Annotated in this window: 13 protein-coding genes and 5 pseudogenes; 11 read left to right on the forward strand and 7 right to left on the reverse strand. The window is 62.2% G+C overall.

Annotated features, from left to right (window positions below; translation table 11 throughout):
• The first annotated feature begins 125 nt into the window (after positions 1-125).
• Complete coding sequence (locus XAXN_RS06540) at positions 126-1,106, forward strand: zinc-binding dehydrogenase (RefSeq protein ID WP_054318954.1); 981 nt, start codon at positions 126-128, stop codon at positions 1,104-1,106.
• A 400-nt stretch (positions 1,107-1,506) separates the two neighbouring features.
• Here XAXN_RS06540 and XAXN_RS06545 read toward each other — a convergent pair whose 3' ends face one another.
• The gene (locus XAXN_RS06545) at positions 1,507-1,710 is read right to left on the reverse strand and encodes a YdcH family protein (protein WP_042824384.1); all 204 of its coding nucleotides are present in this window, start codon (positions 1,708-1,710) and stop codon (positions 1,507-1,509) included.
• A 152-nt stretch (positions 1,711-1,862) separates the two neighbouring features.
• Here XAXN_RS06545 and XAXN_RS06550 point away from each other — a divergent pair, with 152 nt between their 5' ends.
• Entirely contained in the window at positions 1,863-2,435 is a 573-nt protein-coding gene (locus XAXN_RS06550) for a hypothetical protein (protein ID WP_054318955.1), read from the forward strand.
• A 126-nt stretch (positions 2,436-2,561) separates the two neighbouring features.
• Positions 2,562-3,014, forward strand: coding sequence for a hypothetical protein (locus XAXN_RS20755; protein ID WP_134980085.1), 453 nt, complete (start codon positions 2,562-2,564; stop codon positions 3,012-3,014).
• A gap of 116 nt (positions 3,015-3,130) precedes the next feature.
• On the opposite strand, the gene XAXN_RS23600 is transcribed toward XAXN_RS20755, so the two are convergent.
• Entirely contained in the window at positions 3,131-3,283 is a 153-nt protein-coding gene (locus XAXN_RS23600; protein WP_425511773.1) for an XAC0095 family protein, read from the reverse strand.
• Between the two features lie 592 nt (positions 3,284-3,875).
• On the opposite strand from XAXN_RS23600, the gene XAXN_RS06555 reads away from it, so the two are divergent.
• Complete coding sequence (locus tag XAXN_RS06555) at positions 3,876-4,229, forward strand: ribonuclease E inhibitor RraB (protein WP_054318956.1); 354 nt, start codon at positions 3,876-3,878, stop codon at positions 4,227-4,229.
• 58 nt (positions 4,230-4,287) lie between these two features.
• On the opposite strand, the gene XAXN_RS06560 is transcribed toward XAXN_RS06555, so the two are convergent.
• From XAXN_RS06560 to XAXN_RS06575, 4 genes are all read right to left on the reverse strand, one after another.
• Complete coding sequence (locus tag XAXN_RS06560) at positions 4,288-4,821, reverse strand: lipocalin family protein (protein ID WP_054318957.1); 534 nt, start codon at positions 4,819-4,821, stop codon at positions 4,288-4,290.
• 342 nt (positions 4,822-5,163) lie between these two features.
• Positions 5,164-6,198: a glycoside hydrolase family 43 protein gene (locus tag XAXN_RS06565; RefSeq protein WP_054318958.1), complete on the reverse strand. Its 1,035-nt coding sequence runs from the start codon at positions 6,196-6,198 to the stop codon at positions 5,164-5,166.
• Between the two features lie 32 nt (positions 6,199-6,230).
• Positions 6,231-7,718 carry an MFS transporter gene (locus XAXN_RS06570; protein WP_054318959.1) on the reverse strand — a complete coding sequence of 496 codons (1,488 nt, stop codon included), beginning with the start codon at positions 7,716-7,718 and terminating at the stop codon, positions 6,231-6,233.
• Between the two features lie 98 nt (positions 7,719-7,816).
• A complete protein-coding gene (locus XAXN_RS06575) occupies positions 7,817-10,741 on the reverse strand; it encodes a TonB-dependent receptor (protein ID WP_054318960.1) in 2,925 nt (974 codons plus the stop codon).
• A gap of 457 nt (positions 10,742-11,198) precedes the next feature.
• Here XAXN_RS06575 and XAXN_RS06580 point away from each other — a divergent pair.
• The 7 genes and pseudogenes from XAXN_RS06580 to XAXN_RS06615 form a co-directional block, all read left to right on the forward strand.
• Positions 11,199-12,514 (forward strand): annotated as a pseudogene (locus tag XAXN_RS06580) (MFS transporter).
• 9 nt (positions 12,515-12,523) lie between these two features.
• A pseudogene (locus XAXN_RS06585) lies at positions 12,524-13,515 on the forward strand (endo-1,4-beta-xylanase).
• A 490-nt stretch (positions 13,516-14,005) separates the two neighbouring features.
• Positions 14,006-14,983 (forward strand): endo-1,4-beta-xylanase, encoded by a 978-nt coding sequence (locus tag XAXN_RS06590; RefSeq protein WP_054318961.1) that lies wholly within the window; start codon positions 14,006-14,008, stop codon positions 14,981-14,983.
• 40 nt (positions 14,984-15,023) lie between these two features.
• Positions 15,024-16,442, forward strand: a pseudogene (gene uxaC / locus XAXN_RS06595) (glucuronate isomerase).
• A gap of 252 nt (positions 16,443-16,694) precedes the next feature.
• Positions 16,695-17,740, forward strand: a pseudogene (locus XAXN_RS06600) (hypothetical protein).
• A gap of 398 nt (positions 17,741-18,138) precedes the next feature.
• Entirely contained in the window at positions 18,139-19,194 is a 1,056-nt protein-coding gene (locus XAXN_RS06610) for a hypothetical protein (protein WP_054318963.1), read from the forward strand.
• Between the two features lie 417 nt (positions 19,195-19,611).
• A pseudogene (locus XAXN_RS06615) lies at positions 19,612-20,088 on the forward strand (endo-1,4-beta-xylanase); the annotation flags it as partial.
• Positions 20,089-20,279: 191 nt separating this feature from the next.
• Here the strand turns inward: XAXN_RS06615 and XAXN_RS22695 are convergent.
• Positions 20,280-20,467 (reverse strand): hypothetical protein (locus XAXN_RS22695; protein ID WP_209018937.1); only part of this gene is annotated, 188 nt, incomplete at its 5' end.

Here is a 20,467-nt window from a genome sequence, read left to right on the forward strand (position 1 = left end):
GACCGCCTTCACACAACGGTTCCGTTCGCTTCATCGGGCGCTTGCAGCACTCCCGTTAGCATCGCAGCCTCTTTGCACTGTGATCGGCTGCGTTGCACCACCGGCGTCGCCGACAGGAGACTTGCATGCGCGCAGCCATCCACACCCAGTTCGGCGACCCGTCCAAGGTGCTCGAACTTGGCGAACGTCCCACACCGCAACCCGGCAAGGGCCAGGTCCGCATCGCGATGCGGCGCTCGCCCATCCATAACCATGACCTGTGGACCGTGCGCGGCAACTACGGCTACAAGCCCACGTTGCCGGCGGTCGGCGGCAGCGAAGGGTCGGGCGTGATCGATGCGCTGGGCGAAGGTGTCGAGGGCCTGCAGGTCGGCCAGCGTGTGGTTGCTGCCGGCGTGCACGAGAGCTGGGCCGAGTACTTTCTGGCCGAGGCAACCGGTGTCGTCCCGCTGCCCGATGCACTGGATGACCACCGCGGTTGCCAGCTCATCGCCATGCCGTTGAGCGCATTGATGCTGATCGAATTCCTGCGGGTCAACAAGGGCGATTGGATTGTGCAGAACACGGCCAATGGCGCGGTCGGCAAGACCGTCGCCATGCTCGCGGCGGCACGCGGCATCAATGCCATCAATCTGGTGCGTCGCGATGCCGGCGTGGACGAACTCAAGGCGCTGGGCATTGGCAATGCAGTGTCGACCGCGCAAGACGGTTGGCAAGACAGGGTACGCGCGCTGGCCGGCGATGCGCCGATCGTGCGCGCGATCGACTCGGTCGCCGGCAAGGCGGCAGGCGAGCTGATGGGGTTGCTTGCCGAAGGCGGCGAGCTGATCTCGTTCGGCTCGATGACTGGGGAACCGCTGGAGATTGCCAGTGGCGATGTGATCTTCAAGCAGGCCACCGTGCGCGGCTTCTGGGGCAGCAAGGTCATGCAGGCCACCAAGTCCGAGGACAAGCGCCGCATGATCGGCGAGCTGTTGAAGGCCGCGCTCGACGGCAGCCTGGCACTGCCGGTGGAAGCGGTGTTCGATCTGGCCGATGCCGCCAAGGCGGCGGCCACCAGTGCCGAAGCGGGACGTCGCGGCAAGATCCTGTTGCGCGCCGGCTGAACGCTGCACGTAGGAGTCTGATGGTCTCGCCCTGGCGCGTCCTTCTCCCGCTTGCGGGGGAAGGTGCCCAAAGGGCGAATGGGGCAGACGCAGCGGCAGTTGGTCAACGTCTGCGGACGCCCAGTCAGGCGCTCACGTGCGCGCCACGCCACCGCCACGCTTGCTCAACCAACCATGGCATGCCGCGCACCCCATCGCCACTCACATGTCACGCGTTCGCCGTCCCGCCAGTCAATCTGCTCACCGCCAATGTAGGAGCGCGCCTGAGCGCGCCTGGCCTTGCAGGTAACGCCTCATCGCGCCCAGGTGCGCTTCTACGCAGGGGTTTGGCACCCGGCGCAGGCAGACGCGGCGATCAGCGCACGGGCGCCAGCAAGCGAACGCAACCGCAGGCATGGCCTCACGCCGGCTCGTCGGGCACCAGTTCCATTTCCAACCGCGTAATGCAGTCCTTGAGGTGCAGCTTGCGCTTCTTCAAACGCTTCATCTGCAGCTCGTCGTCCATGTTCGCAGGCACGCGTTGAATCTCCTCGTCCAACGCGCGGTGGGCGCGTCGCAACTCGGCGATCTGCTCGACGATCTCGGCGGTTGACAGGGTGTCCACCCTCCGAGCATACACAACCCCGGGCTGCGCGCGTCACCCACGCTTGCCAAGCGGCCCGGGGCTGCGACAATGCCCGCGCGCCGCGGGGAAACGGCGGCGCGCCCCGTCCATCATTGCCGCGCGGCTACGGCCGTCGAGAAAGGAGTCTTTCGATGCGTCTGCATTCTTCCCTGCTGGCCCTGGGCCTGTTTACCGCCGCCAACCTGGCCAGCGCCGCCGATGTCGCCAAGTACGACGGCTTCCTGTGCTGCAACCTGCGCACCGACGGCAGCTGGATCAGCGACAGCAACTACGCTGAAGATGGCAAGCGCATGCTCCCGGTCGGCACCCCGGTCAGCGTCACCGGCTTCGGCCGCAACCGCGTCAACCTCAAGATTGCCGGCGAAAAGCAGTCCATCGGCAACGACTACAGCCGCGACCTGGACAACACCGCCTTTGCCGCCCGCTACGTCGTCACCGCCGATCCCAAGCTCAAGCTTGCCACGTATCCGCCCAAGATTCGCCATGCCATCATGGACGGCAAGCTCACCGGCGGCATCACCCGCGAGCAGGTGCTGATGGCGGTCGGCTACCCGATCAGCAGCGAAAACCCCAATCTGGACGCCTCGCTGTGGCGCTACTGGCGCGACAGCTTCTCCGAGTACCAGGTGCAGTTCGGCCCCAGCGGCAAGCTGGTCAAGGTGACCGCCGATCCGCAGTTGATGAATCTGATCTGGGTGCCGTGAGGCATTAGTTGCAAATAAGTTTTATAAGGAAGGTAACTTCGATCTGGGGTGAGACAGATGGCGACTAACGCGGGAGAGGACGCAAATCGCGACGAGGTAGATCCTGAATACAGACACTGGCTTGTCGTGGCCGAGCAAAAAGCTCAAGAAGACTATGACAAGACTGTGCTTACTTTATCTGGTGGCCCGTTAGGAATTTCCTTCGCATTTGTCAAAGATATCGTCGGCCAAAATCCGATTCAGAACTCATCTTGGCTTGTTGCAGCTTGGATATTGTGGGCGCTAAGCACGTCGGCGATGCTTGGTTCTTTTTTTGTTAGCCGGCTTGCATTGCGCAGAGCAATATTGCAGTGCGACGATGGCACTATTTTCTGCAAACCACCAGGAGGGTTTTACACGCAGCTTACCCGTTGGCTCAACGGGAGCGGAGCCGTTTTGTTTTTATTTGGAATATGCTTTATGGCAGCATTTGTTAAAACGAACCTCACAGAACGAGAGAATCGAAATGACAGACAAAAAACCACCGAGCCGACCACCAAGCAACCCACAACCCCAGCGCCCCCCAGCTCGCAGAGATAAGGGGTAGGCAAACGACAACAGAACTACTCGAGGCTACGAGCCGCCGCCGCCAAAGCGTAAGTAAGAACAGATTCTTACTGTGCTGGTGACCTGAGCCAATCTCCATGCATGGCAGATTAGGGGGGCTGGATTTGCCTCAGTACCTCTTCGATTTGTTCTGCTAGTAACTCGAAGCAAAATTCCAAAGCGTCCGGTGTCACCGTTACCTTGTGATCGCTAGACGCGTCTGCAGAGTGCTTAGCGCACACCAGCGACGCTAAAAAACGCAAATGATCGCGTGTTTGCAGTAACCGAAGCTGCGCATCTTCCGGCAGCAGGTAATACCCGAATAATGACTACTCCATGCTCGACTCTCCGGACAGGCTCCCGCCGCACGATGCGGCGGGATGCCGGGAGGTTAGCAACCGCAAACAGACGGCGGGCTTATTCCCCTTGCGGGTGTTGTATTCGCCGCCCTCCCGGCGCGGAGACGCCGAGCATGCGCCCGAACATCAGGCACAAAAAACCACCGCTCGACGGGGGTGGCACCGCTGCTTGCGGAGTTGCTACGCTCCATGGTGGAGTGTGCTACCGACGCATGTGGGCAGTCAAGCTGCAGGCCTGGACTCTTCGTGCTCTATTGGTTAGCAATGCCATGCCTCAAGAGTGTAAGTCTCGATGCATGGATTCCGGATCACCGCGAAGTGGAGGAAAATTAAATACCTCAATTAATGCGTAGATGAATATCGGTAGCGCAGAAAACTACGGCGATAAATCTTCCAGCTGGGATTTGACTTCATACCCGCAACTAGGAAGGCATCATATAAGCCGAGGCGCTAAGCTTGTTCACTGGCCCAGCAAGCGTCGCGGAGCAAACCAACCATGCAAAGAAATCTGAACCTGTACCCTAAAGACGACAATGGCGACACCCTTTGGCACATCGCTCAGCAGGGGGTAGATCTTTCCAAGGCTAGAGAAATCGCTTTTTCGGTGGTCTTCCCCAGCAAGGAATCGGCGCTTGAGTTCTCGGTGAAGATGCTGCGCTTCGAACAGAAAGTCCGCTGCTGTCATTACCCGGAAAATACGGCGTTTCCCATGGATGTGACGGTGTATCCGGCCATGGTGCCCTCGTACAAGGCGATTTCGGCGTTCGAGGAAGATTTGGCAACCGAAGCCAAGCCGTTGGGCGGCTTGAATGATGGATGGAAATTTTCTGTGGACGCGAAAGACGCCTGACGCGCTCGGCTGGTTCGAGGACCGCACGGCGTGCCGATCCCCGATGCACGCTTGCGCATCAGCGCGCCGACTGCGGCACGCGTCGTAGCTGCGAGACGTCGTAGCCCATCGCCGCGATGCGTTGCACGGCCTGCTGATAATCGGCATCCGAGACCTGCGGGGTGCGCGCCATGTACCAGACGTAGTCGCGCTTGCTGCGCGCCACGATGGTCTGCGTGTACCCCGCATCCCGCCAGGCAATCACGTACTCGGCCTTGAACGGCCAGAAGCACTGCATGCGCCAGAGCGCGCCATTGCCCTCCTTCGCCACCTGCCCGATCGGATGCATCGACTTGAGCGGCGCCTGGAAGCTGCCCTTGCGAAAGGTGAAGGTGGTCTGGATGCGGCCATCCGGTCGCAGCGCGTAGCTTTCCACCGCGTCGTAGGCGCTGCGCTCCGGGCGGGTGGGAATATGTGCGATGACGTACCAGTCGCCCATGAAGCGCGGTACATCGACGCTGTCTGCGCGGGGTAGGGCGGCACGCGCCTCGCTCCCACTTGCACTCCCGTAGACCGCTGAGGTCAGCAACAACAGCATCGAACCACCTCGCATGGCAACCTCCGCCTGAAAGAATCCGTAGACAGGCCTACGGCGCTGCAGTGGGTCTGGATGCAACCCCATGCGATGCAGTTCCGGACTGGGCGCACGCTGGCTCTTGCCAGTGGGATGACGGTAACGTCCGGTACGTCACAGCGGTGTTCAAGCGCCACGCCGACGGCTTGCGCATGCCAGGAAACGCGATCACCGCGCGGTGAGCGCCAGGTCGACGATCAGCCGCAGCGACGCTTACGACGCGCGCTGGATGCGCAGCGGTAACAGGACGTGTCGTTCAGCGACGGCGGTCGCGCCATGACGGGCTGGCTGGAGTCCAGGCAGGCGGTTGCCCAACAGCACTCACCAAGGCGATACCGCCTCTTCCCCATACGGATAAATCGTTGCGATCGTTCCATCTGCAGCATGCTCCAGCGGTGCCATCTTGATGCTGCGCAGATGCGTCTGGCCGCCGGAGAGTACGCTGTCGTGATAGAACAAATACCACTGCTCATGGAACAAGCAGATGGAATGATGCGTGGTCCAGCCGACCACCGGTGCGAGCAGCACGCCTAGGTAGGTAAACGGGCCATAGGGCGAGTCGCTGGTGGCGTAGCAGATCTGGTGGGTGTCGCCGGTGGAATACGACAGGTAATACCGCCCGGCGTGTTGGTGGACCCAGGGACCTTCGAAGAAGCGGCGGGCATGGTCGTCTGCGTGCAGCGGGGCGCCGTGTTCGTCGAGGATGACGACTTCGCGGCTGGGTTCGGCCAGTTCGATCATGTGCGCGTGCAGGCGCGCCACGCGTGGACCGAGGGCGGGTGCGTCGCCCACCGGTTCCTGATGCGTCTGCGCATAGGCATTGTCGCGATAGTGCTGCAGCTGGCCGCCCCAGATGCCGCCGAAGTACAGGTAATGCGCGCCGTCGTCGGCGGCGAGCACGGCTGGGTCGATCGAGTATGTCCCGGCGATGGGCTGCGGCTCGGGGACGAACGGGCCTTCCGGGCGATCACCCACCGCCACGCCGATCTGGAACATGCCATCGGCGCGTTTTGCGGGGAAGTACAGATAGGTCTTGCCGCTGCGTTGTGCCGCATCCGGTGCCCACATCTGCCGCTGCGCCCAGGGGACATCGCGCACATGCAGCACTTGCCCGAGATCTTCCACCACCGCACCCGGGTGCGCCATGCGCAGCACGTGGTAGTCGGCCATGTCGAAATGCGAGCCGTCGTCGCTGAAGGCCACGCCGGCATCGAGGTCGTGCGAGGGATAGATATACAACGCACCGTCAAATACATGTGCGGACGGGTCGGCGCTGTAGAGGTGGGTCACCAGCGGTGCGGAAATGGCGGTGCGCGCCAGCGCCTGCAGATTAGCGGCTTGCAGTTCATCGGACATGCCCGTACCTGTGCATGAAGTGGGAGGGGAGGTCAGACAGTGGCGAGCGGGGCGGCATGTCGGCGCACGCCCAGTTCGTGTTCGATGCGCGTTTCCAGCGCTTTGTCGATTTCGTACAGCGCCAGCAATGCGGTGCCGAGCAGGAACGGAAGCGAGGCGTACACGCTGATGGCCAGGCGAATGCCGTTGGTGACCGCTGCGCTTTGCTGCGGTAGCGCGGCGTCATAGCCATAAAACGCCAGGATGCCGGCGACCAGCGCGCCGCCTACGCTCAGCCCGATCTTCAAGCCGCACAACATCGCCGAGAAGATGATCGCGGTGGCGCGGCGGTGGTTCTTCCACTCCGAGTAATCGGCCACATCGGCGATCATCGCCCACAGCAACGGGATGGTGATGCCGTAGAAAAAGCCGTGCAACAGGTAGGAGGCGAACACCCAGCCGATCGCATCCGGCGGATAGACATAGAACGCCAGCAAAAACAGGGTGGAAATCAGCAGCGCGCCACCGAACACATTGCGCTTGCCATAGCGGTCGGCCAGGCGTTTGGAAAAGCCGATGCCCACGATCATCGCCAGGATGCCGCCGGCGCTGAAGACGCTAAATGCGGAGGTCGGTGCGTCCTGTGGCCAGTGCAACGCGCTCATGCCGGCGCCAGTCAGTACGCTGTTGATGCCGGCGATGAAGCGGTTGAAGCCTGCGTGGTCGAGAAACTGCGTCAACGCATTCGCGTCGAGGTAGTACTTGAAGTAGTAGATGTACATCCCGCCCTTCATCGCCAGATTGATGAAGACCAGGATGGTGAGCGCCAGCATCACCAGCCAGGGTTTGTTGCGGACCAGATCGGTCAGATCCTGGCGTACGCTGTTGCGTTTTTCGCTGATCGGCAGCACCCGCTCGCGCGTGGTGAAAAAGGTGATCAAAAAGCACAAGGTGCCGACCGCAGCGAACAGCGCCATGGTGTTGCGAAAGCCCTGCGCCTTGTCGCCATTGCCCAGGATCAGGACCAACGGCAGCAACAGCACCTGGATGATGAACTGCGCAAAGGTCACCGCCAGAAAGCGATACGCCGACAAGCTGTTGCGCTGCTCCATGCTGCCGGTAAGCACGCCGCTCAAGGCCGAATACGGCAGGTTGTTGGCCACGTACACCAGCATCAGCAAGGTGTAGGTGGCAAAGGCGTAGGCGATCTTGCCCTGCTCGCCGAGCGAGGGCGTATTGAAGGCGGCCAGCGACAACGCCCCGAAGGGCAGCGCCGTCCACAGGATCCACGGGCGGAACTTGCCCCAGCGGGTGCGGGTGCGATCGGCCAGGATACCGATGACCGGCGTAAACACGAACGCGCCCAGCATGCCGACCACAAAGATCAAGGTCGCTGCCACGCTTGCAGGAATGCGGAACACATCGGTGTAGAAGAACGCCAGGAAGGTGACCAGCGTCTGGAAGATCAGATTGGCGGCCAGGTCGCCCAGGCTGTAGCCGATTTTTTCGCGCAAGGAGAGCTGCTGTGACCGATCGTTCATCAGGTGGGGTGGACTCGAAGAATGCTGCGGAAAACGCCGCGGCGCGCATTGCGTCACCGGTCGCCGCTGGGAAGAACGGCGACCGATGACGACAACACTCAAAAGGTACCGCGGATGCCGAGCATGACGGTGCGCCCGGGCTCGTACAGGTCGTAGGTGGCGTTGGGCCAGGCGAAGGTCGTGCGCAACGGCTCGTTGGTGATGTTGGTGACGTTGAGCGTGATCTGCGGCTTGGACGGCAGCCAATCCAGTGCGTAGCTCGCCGACATATCGAGCTGGCCGCGCGCGTCGGCGTTGAGGCGCGCATACGGAATGCCGTTCTGGTTGGCGCCAGAGATCACCATGTCGTCGTTCCAGGTGTAGGACAGGCGGATCGAGGCCGCATCCTTTTCCCAGTAGACGGTGCCGTTCCAGAGGTTGGGCGCGACACCGCCGGCCACCGCCGGCACGCCTTCGCCTTCGGACTGCTGGTTGACGTGGGTGTAGTTGAGGCTGAAGCCCAGGCCGTCGAACAGCTTGTCCAGCGGCTGGACCCAGATGGCCTCGATGCCGCGGATATTGAGCACGCCATCGGCATTGACCTGCGTCTGCACATCCACGGTGGCTGCATTGGGGCCGCCGCGCTGGGCCAGGCCGGCCTGCTGGATCGGCAACAGGGTGTCGTAGTTCACGCCCAGGTCGTTGAACGGAATGCGGCGGATGCCGTTGACGGTGAAGCCGGTGATGCGCTTGTTGAACAGGGTCAGGCCCACATAGCCTTCGCCGCCGGTGTACCACTCGCCGCCGAAATCCACATTGGTCGACAGATACGGCTTGAGGTTCGGATTGCCCTGCGTGGCGGTCTGCGCCGAGGGATCGCTGAAGTTGGTGTTGGGCAGCATCGCGCTGGGATCGGGGCGGGTCAGCGTGCGCGAGCTGGACAGGCGCAAGACCGCCTTGTCGGCCACGTCCCAGGCTACGTTGAACGAGGGCAGGGTTTCCTTGTAATCCGAATCCAGCACCTGCACGCTGCGCACGCCATTGATGGTGACCGGGCCGGTAATGGTCTGGTCGGTGGTCACGTAGCGCACGCCGGCGTTGAAGCGCATGGTGCGGTTCCAGACATCGGCTTCCGCATTGGTCTCGAGGTAGAAGCCCAGATTTTTTTCGCGGATGCCGCCGGTCGAAGCGCCGGTGTTGGCCGAATTGCTCTCCGGTGCGGCGTCGCGCAGCGCGTAGTAGTTGGTGTCGGCCAGGAAGCGGGAGAAGTCGGCAGAGATGAAGCCATCTGGGCCGGGTTTCAGATAGCTGGCCAGGGCCGAGTTCGGGATCGCCGAGCCGGCGCCGCCATTGCACACGTTGCCGCGGCATACCACCTGTTCCCAGGCGGTGCTGTTGTCGAAGCCGCGGATGGTGCGCTCGGCCATGTCGTAGGACGCGCCGATCTTGACGTTGCGCCTGTCCTCGCCGAACTGCAGATCGGCGCGCGCGCCACGCGTTTCGGTCTGGCGCTTCTCGTTCTGGATATTGACCCGGCCGCCCGTCCAGCCCCAGCCCAGATTGGGGTCGTTGAGATCGAGCGGGCTGGTGATGCTGGGGCGGTCGCCGCCTTCGTTGCGGTAATCCACGGTGGTGAGCGGCGAGGTGACCAGGATGCTGGGCGATTCGCGCGCCAGCCAGCTACGCGTGGCATTGGCCTGCACATTGAGCTTGATGTTCTGCTCGGCGCCAAACAGCAGTTCCGCACCGGGATTGACGCTCCAGAACTTCACCTTTTCATGGTACGGGCGCGCTTCCAAGAAGTACTGCGCGTTGGCGAAGGTGGCGCTGGTCACCACGTTGTTCTGATCCAGCTGCATCCCGAGCGGGATCATGTTGCCGTTGCGGCCGATCAGATTCATGCTGATCCGCTCGGTGGTGCGCTCGGCTTCGGAGTACAGCGTGTCCAGATAAAAATGCATGTTGTCGGAAGGGCGCCATTCCAGCGACATCACCGACGCATCGCGGTCGCGATCGCCACTCATGTAGACGCTGCGGCCCAGACGCGGGATCAGCGCGTCGCTGATCTGGTCGATGCTCAGGCCCGGGTTGCGCGCCAGCAGCCAGGCCGCGTCGATGGTTTCGCCGGTGGTCAGGCCGCTGCCGGCAGTGGCGGGCACCGTGTCGGGAATGCGCCAGTTGCCGCCGCCATTGACGTTGCACGCCGCCGGTTGGTTGGTGGCTGGCGTCGCTGCCGGCGGTGCGAGGCCGCACTGGGTATAGGTGAGGCCGGGGTTGGTCCAGCCCACGCTCTCGAAACCGCGCACGCCGAGCTTGCTGCGCACCGAAGCCACGCCAAACAGTGCGCCGAAGGTGCCTGCTTCATTGGTCCAGCTGCCCATGAAGGCGCCGCGTGGGGTGGTTTTTTCGCTGGTGCTGTTCCAGTCGGCTTGCGCTTGATAGGTGAAGTGCACGCCAGGGCGGTCGAACGGGCGCGCGCTGCGCATGTCCACCACGCCGGAAACGCCGCCTTCGAGCATGCTCGCGGTAGGTGTCTTGCTCACCGTGAGCTGGGTGAAGAATTCGGTGGGGAACAGATTCAGATCGACTTCGCGGTTCTGGTTCTGCGCATTCAGGCCGATCGAGGCGGTGGCGATGCTGGCGCCGTTGAGCGTGGTCTTGGTGAAGCTGGTGCCCAGGCCGCGGATGGCGATATTGAGACCTTCGCCATTGACGTCGCGCGCCAGCTGCACGCCGGGAATCCGGTTGAGCGACTCGGCGATATTCATGTCCGGAAACTTGCCGATGTCCTCGGCAAACACCGTGTCGGCAAAGCCGACCGAATCGCGCTTGGCGTCGGTGGAGAACTGGATGCTGCGTCGGTAGCCGGACACGGTGACGGTATCCAGCTGGGTCACCGCATCAGCATTGCCGGCGGTAGATGGCGGGGTTTGCGCCGTGCCCTGGGCATCGGCGGACTGTGCCCAGGCGGCGGTGCCGGACATGCCCAGCAGGATGGATCCCAACGCGCAGGACAACGCGGTTCGTGCGTAGCTGTTCTTCACCGTAATCCCTTCCCTAACAGGTAGCAGATGTCCCACGCATCGCCCCTGCGCAGGGAGTGCCGCTGCCGTTGCGCGGCGCGACGATGGTGCGATGGGGAAGACGGACAATCAATGCCTTCGATGTTAGCGCTAACAAATTCGTAACATCACGCTGCAGGGCAGCATAGATGCCTGGACGCGCCGGCATGCCGCGGGCCAACCCACGTCATGGCGCCAGACTGGCTTGCGTACGGTGGCGCAGTGCTGCACTGCGCGATGGATTTATCGCGATGCCGTGGTAATGGTAGCGCTATCATCCTCGGCGCAAGGCCACCTTCGTGCAGGTGCAGTGGTCGATGAATCGAACCGAAGAACGCGGCGGCGAAGGACCCGGCCGGCACCTGACAGGTGCACGCACGCACCACATCAGCCACCCCGTGCAAGCCGGCGCGCTGGTGCGCCTGTACAGGCAACGCGCATGAGCGACGTGCCCACCGCGGCGCCTGGAACGGCATCGGCAAGGCTCGGCCGGGTGCGCTGGCGGGTCTGCGCCTTGCTGCTGGCCGCCACCACCATCAACTACGTGGACCGCCAGGTCTTGGGCGTGCTGGCGCCGTTCCTGCAGACGCAGATCGGTTGGAACGAAATCCAGTACGGCTATATCGTCAGCGCGTTCCAGGCAGCGTATGCGCTGGGCTTGCTGTGCAGCGGTGCGGTGATCGACCGCTTCGGCCGCGGCTCGGCTATGCGCTGGCGATCGGGCTCTGGAGCCTGGTGGCGAGGGGGCATGCCCTGGCTACCAGCGTGGTGGGGTTTGCGATTGCGCGGTTTTTCCTGGGCCTGGGCGAATCGGGCAATTTTCCTGCAGCGCTCAAGACGGTGGCCGAATGGTTCCCGCGCCGTGAGCGTGCGTTGGCCACCGGCATTTTCAATTCGGGCTCCAATATCGGGGCCATTGTTGCGCCGTTGCTGGTGCCGTTGATTGCCACCGCCTGGGGCTGGCAGGCGGCGTTCCTGTTCACCAGCGTGCTCAGTGCCACCTGGTTGGCGGTGTTGTGGTGGTTCAGCTATCACCCGCCGGAGCAACAACCCCAGTTGTCTGCCGCAGAACTGGCGCATATCCGCAGCGATGCGCATGAGCCGGTGCAGCGCCGGCTGTCGTGGTTACAGGTGCTGCGGCATCGGCAAGCCTGGGCGTTTGTGCTGGGCAAGTTCATCACCGACCCGATCTGGTGGTTCTTCCTGTTCTGGCTGCCGAAGTTCCTGCACGCCGAATATGGCTTGAGCCTGCTGCAATTGGGCGTGCCCCTGATCGTGATCTTCGTGCTGGCCGACATCGGCAGCATTGCCGGTGGTTGGGTGGCCGGGCGTTTCATCGCGCGTGGCTGGAGCGTCAATCGCGCATGCAAGACCGCAATGCTGATCTGCGCCATTTCGGTGGTGCCCATCGTCTTTGCCGCGCGCGCCGACAACCTGTGGCTGGCGGTTGCGCTGATCGGGCTGGCCACCGCCGCACATCAGGGCTGGTCGGCGAATCTGTTTACGCTGCCTTCGGACATGTTTCCACGCCACGCGGTTGCCACCGTGGTGGGCATCGGCGGCTTTGCCGGTGCGGTGGGCGGGATGTTGATCGCCAGCTTCATTGGCTTCCTGTTGCAAGCCACCGGCAGCTATGTGCCGGTGTTTCTGATGGCAGGCTCTGCCTACCTGCTGGCGTTGGCCGTCGTGCACACGCTGGCGCCGTGGCTGGAGCCGGCGCAGTTGCCTGCCGGTCCAGCGCCGACATCGTCCTAAGGTGAGCTTATGCACATGCGCGCAGTAACACTGGGCTTGTTGATGGCGGCGGGCATGCCCGCGGCAGCACATGCGGCACCGCTCGCAGCGATGGCGTCCAAGTTCCTCGGAAGCGCGTATGGCGCGCAGCAGGCGCCGGAATTTGCGCACTACTGGAACAAGCTCACCCCGGAAAATGGCGGCAAATGGGGCAGCGTGGAGGCTGTACGCGACCAGATGACTGGAGCACGCTGGATGCCGCCTACAGGTTCGCCCAGGCCAATCAGATGCCGTTTCAGATGCATGTCATGGTGTGGGGCAACCAGCAGCCGGAATGGATCAAGACCTTGCGGCCGGCCGAGCAGCGCCGCGAGATCGAGCAATGGTTTGCCGCCGTTGCGCAGCGTTACCTGGATATCGCGCTGCTGGAGGTGGTGAACGAGCCGCTCAACGACCCGCCAAGCAAGGCCGATACTGGCGGCGGCAATTATCTACAGGCGCTGGGGGGCAACGGCGACAGCGGCTGGGAATGGGTGCTGCAATCGTTTCGGCTTGCGCGCCAGTATTTTCCGCACACCAAGTTGATGATCAACGACTACAGCATCACAAACAGCGCGCAGGCAACGCAGAAGTATTTGCAGATCTTGCGGCTGCTGCAGCGTGAGAACCTGGTCGATGCCATCGGCGTGCAGGAGCATGCCTTTGAGATCACGTCGGAGGTGGCGATGTCGGTGCATCGCGACAATCTGGATGCGTTGGCCGCCACCGGCCTGCCGATCTACATCACCGAGTTCGATCTGGACGGCCCGAGCGATGCGCGGCAGCTGGCCGACTACAAGCGTGTGTTTCTGGTGTTCTGGGAACATCCGGCAGTACACGGCATCACCTTGTGGGGCTTTCGGCCCGGCTTGTGGCGCGACAAGGAAGCTGCGTATCTGATCCGCGCCGACGGCACCGAACGTCCCGTGCTCACGTGGCTGCGCGATTACGTTGCTGCCCATCCCGGTACAACTGCGCCATGACAATTGCTGATGCTTGCCATGCTCACAGACATTTGCGCGGTGTCCTGACCTTATGCCGATGCCCTCACTTCAGCGTGGCGGCCGCCTGCATCGTGTGGCAAGTCGTCGCGCTGATCGGGCCGGCTACTGCCGCATACCAGGGCCGGTCGGCGCATCTTTTTATGCTGCGTTTTGACCTGCCTGCCTGTCATGCAGCTGCAACAGTCTTCGGCATCGCTGCTGCAGTGGGCGGCATGGTGATCGCACTGCTCATTGGTTTCGTTTTGCAGGCCATGGGCAGCTACATTTCGACATTTTTCCAAGGTGGGTGCGGCCTACATTACTGCCGCTGGCGGTGGTGCACCGCCTGGTGCCACGACACAGCCGGTGCGCGTGGAGCAACTGACCTATACGCGGTTTCAGGTGTCTGCGCACGTTGGCGTCGATCGGACGCACGCCAGCGCACCCGTCCTTTCCGTGACTGCTTTGCTCACTTATCGAGGATGCAAACATGTTGAAACTCCGTTACCCACTCACGCTTGTGCTGTTGCTGGGTGCTTGTGCGTCCGCTGCTGCCGCGCCGATCGCTGCCGGCAAGAAGCGCGTCCTGGGCAGCGAATACAGTCCGTCGCAATCGAAGGATTTCACCAATTACTGGGATGGCGACGTTCCAGAAAATGCAGGCAAATGGGGCAGCGTGGAAGCCGTGCGAGGCCAGATGAACTGGGGCCCGCTTGACCAGGCCTACCAGCTGGCCAAAAGCAACCATATGCAGTTTCAATTCCATTGCGGTCTCTGGGGCGCGCAGCAGCCGACGTGGATGCGCAACCTGCCGCCAAACGAGCAGCTTGCTGCGATCGAACACTGGTTTGCCGCGATTGCGCAGCGCTACCCCGGCATCGACCTGATGCAGGTGGCCAACGAGACGCTGCCGGGTCACAACCAGCCGGACAATCGCCGCAGCGATTCGGGCAATTATATGCAGGCATTGGGCGGCACCGGGGCAACCGGCGTGGACTGGGTGCTTGAGGCGTTCCGCCTGGCACGCAAGCATTTCCCGCATACCAAGCTGATGATCAACGACTACAACGTCATCGAGTACAACGACCAAGCCAGGCAGTATCTGCACACCATCCAGCTGCTGCAGCAAGAACATCTGATCGATGCGATCGGTATCCAGGGGCACCTCTCGAGCAACGGCCCCTCAGTTTTGGTGCAGCGCGCCAACCTCGACCTGCTGGCATCCACCGGACTGCCGATCTACATCACCGAGTTCGACCTGGATGGGCGTACCGACGCTCAGCAGTTGGCAGCCTGGCAGCGCTTTTTCCCGATGTTCTGGGAGCACCCGGCCGTGCGTGGGGTGAACCTGTGGGGTTTCCGTCCCGGCATGTGGCGCGACAACGAAGGTGCGTATCTGATTAATTACGACGGCAGCGAACGCCCGGCATTGACCTGGCTACGCAGCTACGTTGCCAGCAGGCCCTGACCTGGCTTCCTGCTCACTGTCCATAGGGCTGATATCGATCATCCGTTCTTCCGTGTTGTCCTTGCATCCCGATCGTTTGCTGCCGGCCGATCCCGGCACGCGCGCGATCGCCCGCCGCCTGTACGCACAGGTTGCAACGATGCCGATCATCAGCCCACATGGCCACACCGACCCAGCCTGGTTCGCCACCAATGCACCGTTCGCCAACGCCACCGAACTGTTGTTGGTGCCGGACCATTATGTATTCCGCATGTTGTACAGCCAGGGCATCGACCTCGATGCCCTGGGCATCCCGCGTGCAGATGAAACCCGCGCAGCAGTCGACCCGCGTGCGGCATGGCGCGTGTTTGCCGAGCACTACACGTTGTTGCGCGGTACGCCGTCGGCGCTGTGGCTCAATCATGTATTCCATGACGTTTTCGATTTGCGTATCCGTCTCGATGCCGGTACCGCCGATCGCTATTACGACCACATCACCGCCGCGCTGCAGACGCCGGGCTTCCTGCCGCGCGCGCTGTTCGAGCGCTTCAATATCGAGGTGATCGCCACCACCGAATCGCCGCTGGATCGGCTGCAGCATCATGCGGCCATTGCCGCCAGCGGTTGGCAGGGACGGGTGGTGACGGCATATCGCCCTGACCCGGTCGTGGACCCGGAGCACGAGCAGTTTGCCGGCGCACTGCAGCAGTTCGGCGCGCTCACCGGTGAGGACGTGCTGACCTGGCATGGCTACCTGCGTGCGCATCGGCAACGGCGCGCGTTCTTTGCCGCGCATGGCGCCACCTCGACCGATCACGGGCACCCCAGCGCCGCGACAGCCGATCTGTCGCCGGCCGAGGCGCAGCGCCTGTTCGATACGGTAGTGCGCGGTGCGGCCACTCCGCAGCAGGCGGAACTGTTCCGTGCGCAGGTGCTGACCGAAATGGCGGCGATGAGCCTGGACGATGGCCTGGTGATGCAGCTGCATCCGGGCTGCTTTCGCAATCACAATCGGCAGCTGTTCCAGCGGTAAGGACGCGACAAGGGCGCCGATATTCCGATGCGCACCGACTATGTGCATGCGTTGAAGCCCTTGCTGGACCGGCATGGCAACGATGCGCGCTTGCGCCTGATCGTCTTCACCCTGGACGAAACCAGCTACAGCCGCGAGCTGGCGCCATTGGCCGGGCATTACCCCTCCCTGCTGCTCGGCCCGGCGTGGTGGTTCCATGATGCGCCGGAAGGCATGTGGCGCTTTCGCGAGCAGACCCTGGCCAGCGCCGGCTTCTACAACATTGTGGGCTTCAACGACGACACCCGCGCGTTCCTGTCGATTCCGGCGCGCCACGATGTGGCGCGGCGCGTGGATAGCGCCTTCCTCGCCAAACTCGTCGCCGAGCATCGGCTGGAAGATGACGAGGCGACCGAGGTGGCGATCGATCTGGCTTACCGTCTACCCAAGCAGGCCTACAACCTGTAAGCGTTGCGCAGCGACGGCATGCCGCTGTTGCTGCCTCGCCGCTGCTCGCGTGCGTCATGCGTTGGAGCATCGCACGCCATCGCAGGTGCGGGGACTGACGAGAGCCGTTCGATCAGACTGTGACGGAGAAAAGGAATTGCGCTTTCGTCAGAGCAGTGCCTTCGCCGCGGCGGAGACGGCTTCCGATTCGGCGGCGTTGTTACTGTCACAGGGAGTATGATGCTCGCCACTCCATCCACGTGAGGCAGGCAAATGGAAAAGCTCGGATCGAAGTATGTGCTTGGTGCATGCATTATCGGAAGTGTCTCCAGTGCAGCGGCCGCCACCCAGTCCGCGGGGATCGACGCCGCTGGCGGCGATGTCGGCGTGGGAGGCGACGCTGCGGCAGGACGCGCCTGCCATGGAGGGCTGCTTCCGTTCTTCGTTCCCAAACAACGGTTGGCAGGCAGTGCGCTGCGCGCCGTCGCCGAAGGTGGTCTCGCGGCCGCCAGCGATCGCTCACCGCAAGGATGGCAGCATCACCGCGCGCACCGAAGGTACGATGACCGTCGGTAACGGCGTCGACTACGCCGCACGCACCGGCTCGCGCACCCGTTCGGCGGTGGGATCGTTCCCCGCGGTGAACGGCGTGACCACCGGCGTGGAGGACTATTCGCTGCAGATCAACACCAACCTCGACAAGAACTTCGTCACCTGTGTGCAGTTCGGCTATACCTCGTGCGCGACCTGGCAGCAGTTCATCTATTCCACCGATAGCGACGCCGATCCCAGCAATGGCCGCACGCCGATCGCCTTTATCCAGAACTGGTTCTATGCCGGCAGCGCGGCCGAATTCAAGGCAAAGGGTTGCCCGGGTGGCTGGAATCACTATTCCGACAGCGACTACAACGCCTGCTACACCAATTAGCTATGCGGTGGAGGTGCCGCTGGTGCCAGTCTCGAAGATCGGCAGCATCCAACTGAGCGGCTCGGCGACCGCCGGTAGTGTGGACACCGTGATGTTCTCGATCAACGGTCAAGCCTACAGTGTCAGCCAGAACGCCAAAACGCTGAACATCAACAAGATCTGGCGGCAGTCCGAGTTCAATATCTTCGGCAATGGCATCGACAATCCGGTGGTGTCTTTCAACCGCGGCTCGAGTGTCACGGTGAACGTGGCCGTCAACGACGGCACGACCAATGCGCCGACGTGCCTGGGCAACGCCGGTACCACGTCTGAGCAGAACAACCTGACACTCGGCAGCTGCACCGCCTCGGGTGGTTCGTCGCCGCGCATCAGCTTCACCCAAAGCAACTAAAGGACGCGTGCGTGCTCAACGCCCGGGAAGGCTGTGGCCTTCCCGGGCGTTTGTCGTTGTATGCGTTTTAGCCGCCCTATGAAGCGATGCTTGCGCTGTGCCCGTGGCATGCGCTACGTCTGCGGATCACGCGTGCCGTGCCTTCGCGCGCGGTGCTGCTGAAACATGTCTATCGCCTTTATCGCCGTCGATAGCCGCATCGCTCCGATATCGGTGCCGCAGTCCGGACCCAGCGGGTCGCAGATTGCACTGCATCGCAGTACGCTTGTGATGGAAGCCGACTTGTACATACCGCCTTATCGGCGCCTTCGCCAACGCGCAGATCGCTTCCGGCTTGGCCGTCGTGCCGCGTCGCTGACGAGCATGATCCAGCGCTCCACCCATCACCAGGAACGCAAATGATGAATATCGGAGTCAAGCTCTTGCTTGCCACTTGCATCATCGCAAGCACGGCTAATGCAGCGGAAACCGGGCAAACTGCGGCGAGCGCATCGGCGGGTCGCACCGCGGCGATCTCGTCCTGGGAAACGACGATCCGGCAGGACGCGCCCGCCATGGAGGGATGCTTCCGTTCGTCGTTCCCCAACAATGGCTGGCAGGCAACCGCCTGCGTGCCCTCGCCAAAGCTGCTCTCGAGGCCGCCGGCCATCACTGTCCACAAGGATGGCGCCATCACCGCGCGCACCGATGCGGCGCTGACCGCCGGTAACGGTGTCGACTACGTTGCAGGCACACGCCAGCTTATCCAATCGACGTTGGGAACATTCCCGAGCGTGACTGGCGTGGCCACTGGCGTGGCGGACTATTCGCTACAGATCAACACCAATCTCGATAGGAACGCTGTCACCTGCGCACAGTTCGGATATTCCTCGTGCTGGACCTGGCAGCAGTTCTTCTACTCCACCGACTACGACAGCGACCCGATCAACGGCCGCACGCCGGTCATCTTTATCGAGAACTGGTTCTATGCCGGCAATGCCGAGGAATTTGAGGCGAAGGGCTGCCCGTCTGGTTGGAATTCCTACTCCACCTTCGATTACAACGCGTGCTATAGCAACAGCAATGCGGTGATTGTGCCGCTGGTTCCAATCTCGCAGATCGGCAGCATCAAGATGAGCGCTTCGGCGACCGCGGGCGGCGTGGACACCGTGACGTTCTCGATCAACGGCAGGGCCTACAGCGTGAGTCAAAACGCCGACACTCTGAACATCAACAGGATTTGGCGGCGCTCGGAGTTCAATATATTCGGCAACGGCAGTGCCCACCCGCTGGTGTTGTTCAATTCGGGCTCGCATGTCACCGTGAACGTGGCCGTCAAAGATGGGACCTCCAATGCTCCGAAGTGCCTGGGTCCCAACGCCGGTTATTCGGGGCAACAGAACAACCTCACGCTCGGCAAGTGCACCGCGTCTGGTGGTGCCTCGCCTTCCATCACCTTTACCGAAAGCAACTGACGCCTGTGCAACGCCTGGGAAGGCCAAGGTCTTCCCAGGCGTTTTTTGTTGCCGGGGCTACCGATCGCTGTCTGCGGCGTGCGTTGGCGGGTGCGCAGTGCCCATCTGAGTACGCAACCTCAGCGAAACCTTCGAACAGAACATCCCGACGCTGCGCAACTCGACCATTTCGAGAAGGGCATCGTCACATGATGCTTTCACACAACACAATTCACTGCGCCCACCATGCGGCAAGTCGTGTGTGTGCGGACAGTGTTGTTGGCAACCGGCACTCTGCCTCCTTCCACGCTGCGCCTCCGCCGTCGATAGCGCATAGGCGCTATAGCAATTGGTGTGCCACATAATGCAGTCGTGCGGACGGATGCGATTGCCACTGATGCGCAAACTGCCGCGGCTTGATCGAGGTCACCACGGAAGATGTGTTCTTCAACGCGGATCGGCGCCCCTGTTGGAAACGGAAGCGGCTATGCTGCATCACCGCCATCGCCAGCTGCCGCCACGCCCTGTCCGAAGCAGACGCTCAAGCAGGCGTATGGCGATGCCTTCTTGATCGGCACGGCCGTCAATACCGAGATCGTGTCCGGCCATGATGCTGCCTCCGCGGTCTTGGTGGCCTGTCACTTCCACGCGGTCACCGCGGAAAACGTGATGAAGGCCGAAGTGGTGGCGCCGCGTCGTGGTGTGCAAGATTTCAGCGCAGTCGATGCATTCGTGGCTTACGCACAACGTCACCGGCAGTTCGTGGTCGGCCACACTCTGGTTTGGCACAACCAGACACTGGACTGGTTCTTCGTCGATGCGCAAGGCAGGCCCGATACCGCGGAGGCACAGCTGGAGCGCATGGGCGCGCATATCGCCCAGGTGGCCGGAAGCTATGTCGGCAAGGCGCAGGCCTGCAACTACGGCTGAGCGATGGGGCAAATAAGAAAAAGTTAAGCGAAGAAGCGATTCAGCTTATTCGCGAGGATGCTCGTCAGGCGCGTGAAACAGATTTCAAGCTTGCGCCGCTCAAGAGCAGGATTGATTTGTATGGTTATCTCGCTAAAAAACCAATTGATTCTCCACTTAATGCTCTAGTTGAAAGTTTAGAGTTCAATGAAAAGGGCGTAACCACCTTTTCGTATCGAGAACTGAGCGGACTGACGGCTCGTCCGACGTCCCCCCGATTTTGAGTAGCACGCCAGTTTGGAGTCCAATTCCCTACCTGAAGGAGATTGGACGTGAAGAAGCGTTTTACCGAGGAACAAATCATTGGCTTTTTGCGCGAGGCCGA

Origin of the sequence: Xanthomonas axonopodis (assembly GCF_001304695.1) — a bacterium.
Taxonomy (GTDB): Bacteria; Pseudomonadota; Gammaproteobacteria; order Xanthomonadales; family Xanthomonadaceae; genus Xanthomonas; species Xanthomonas axonopodis.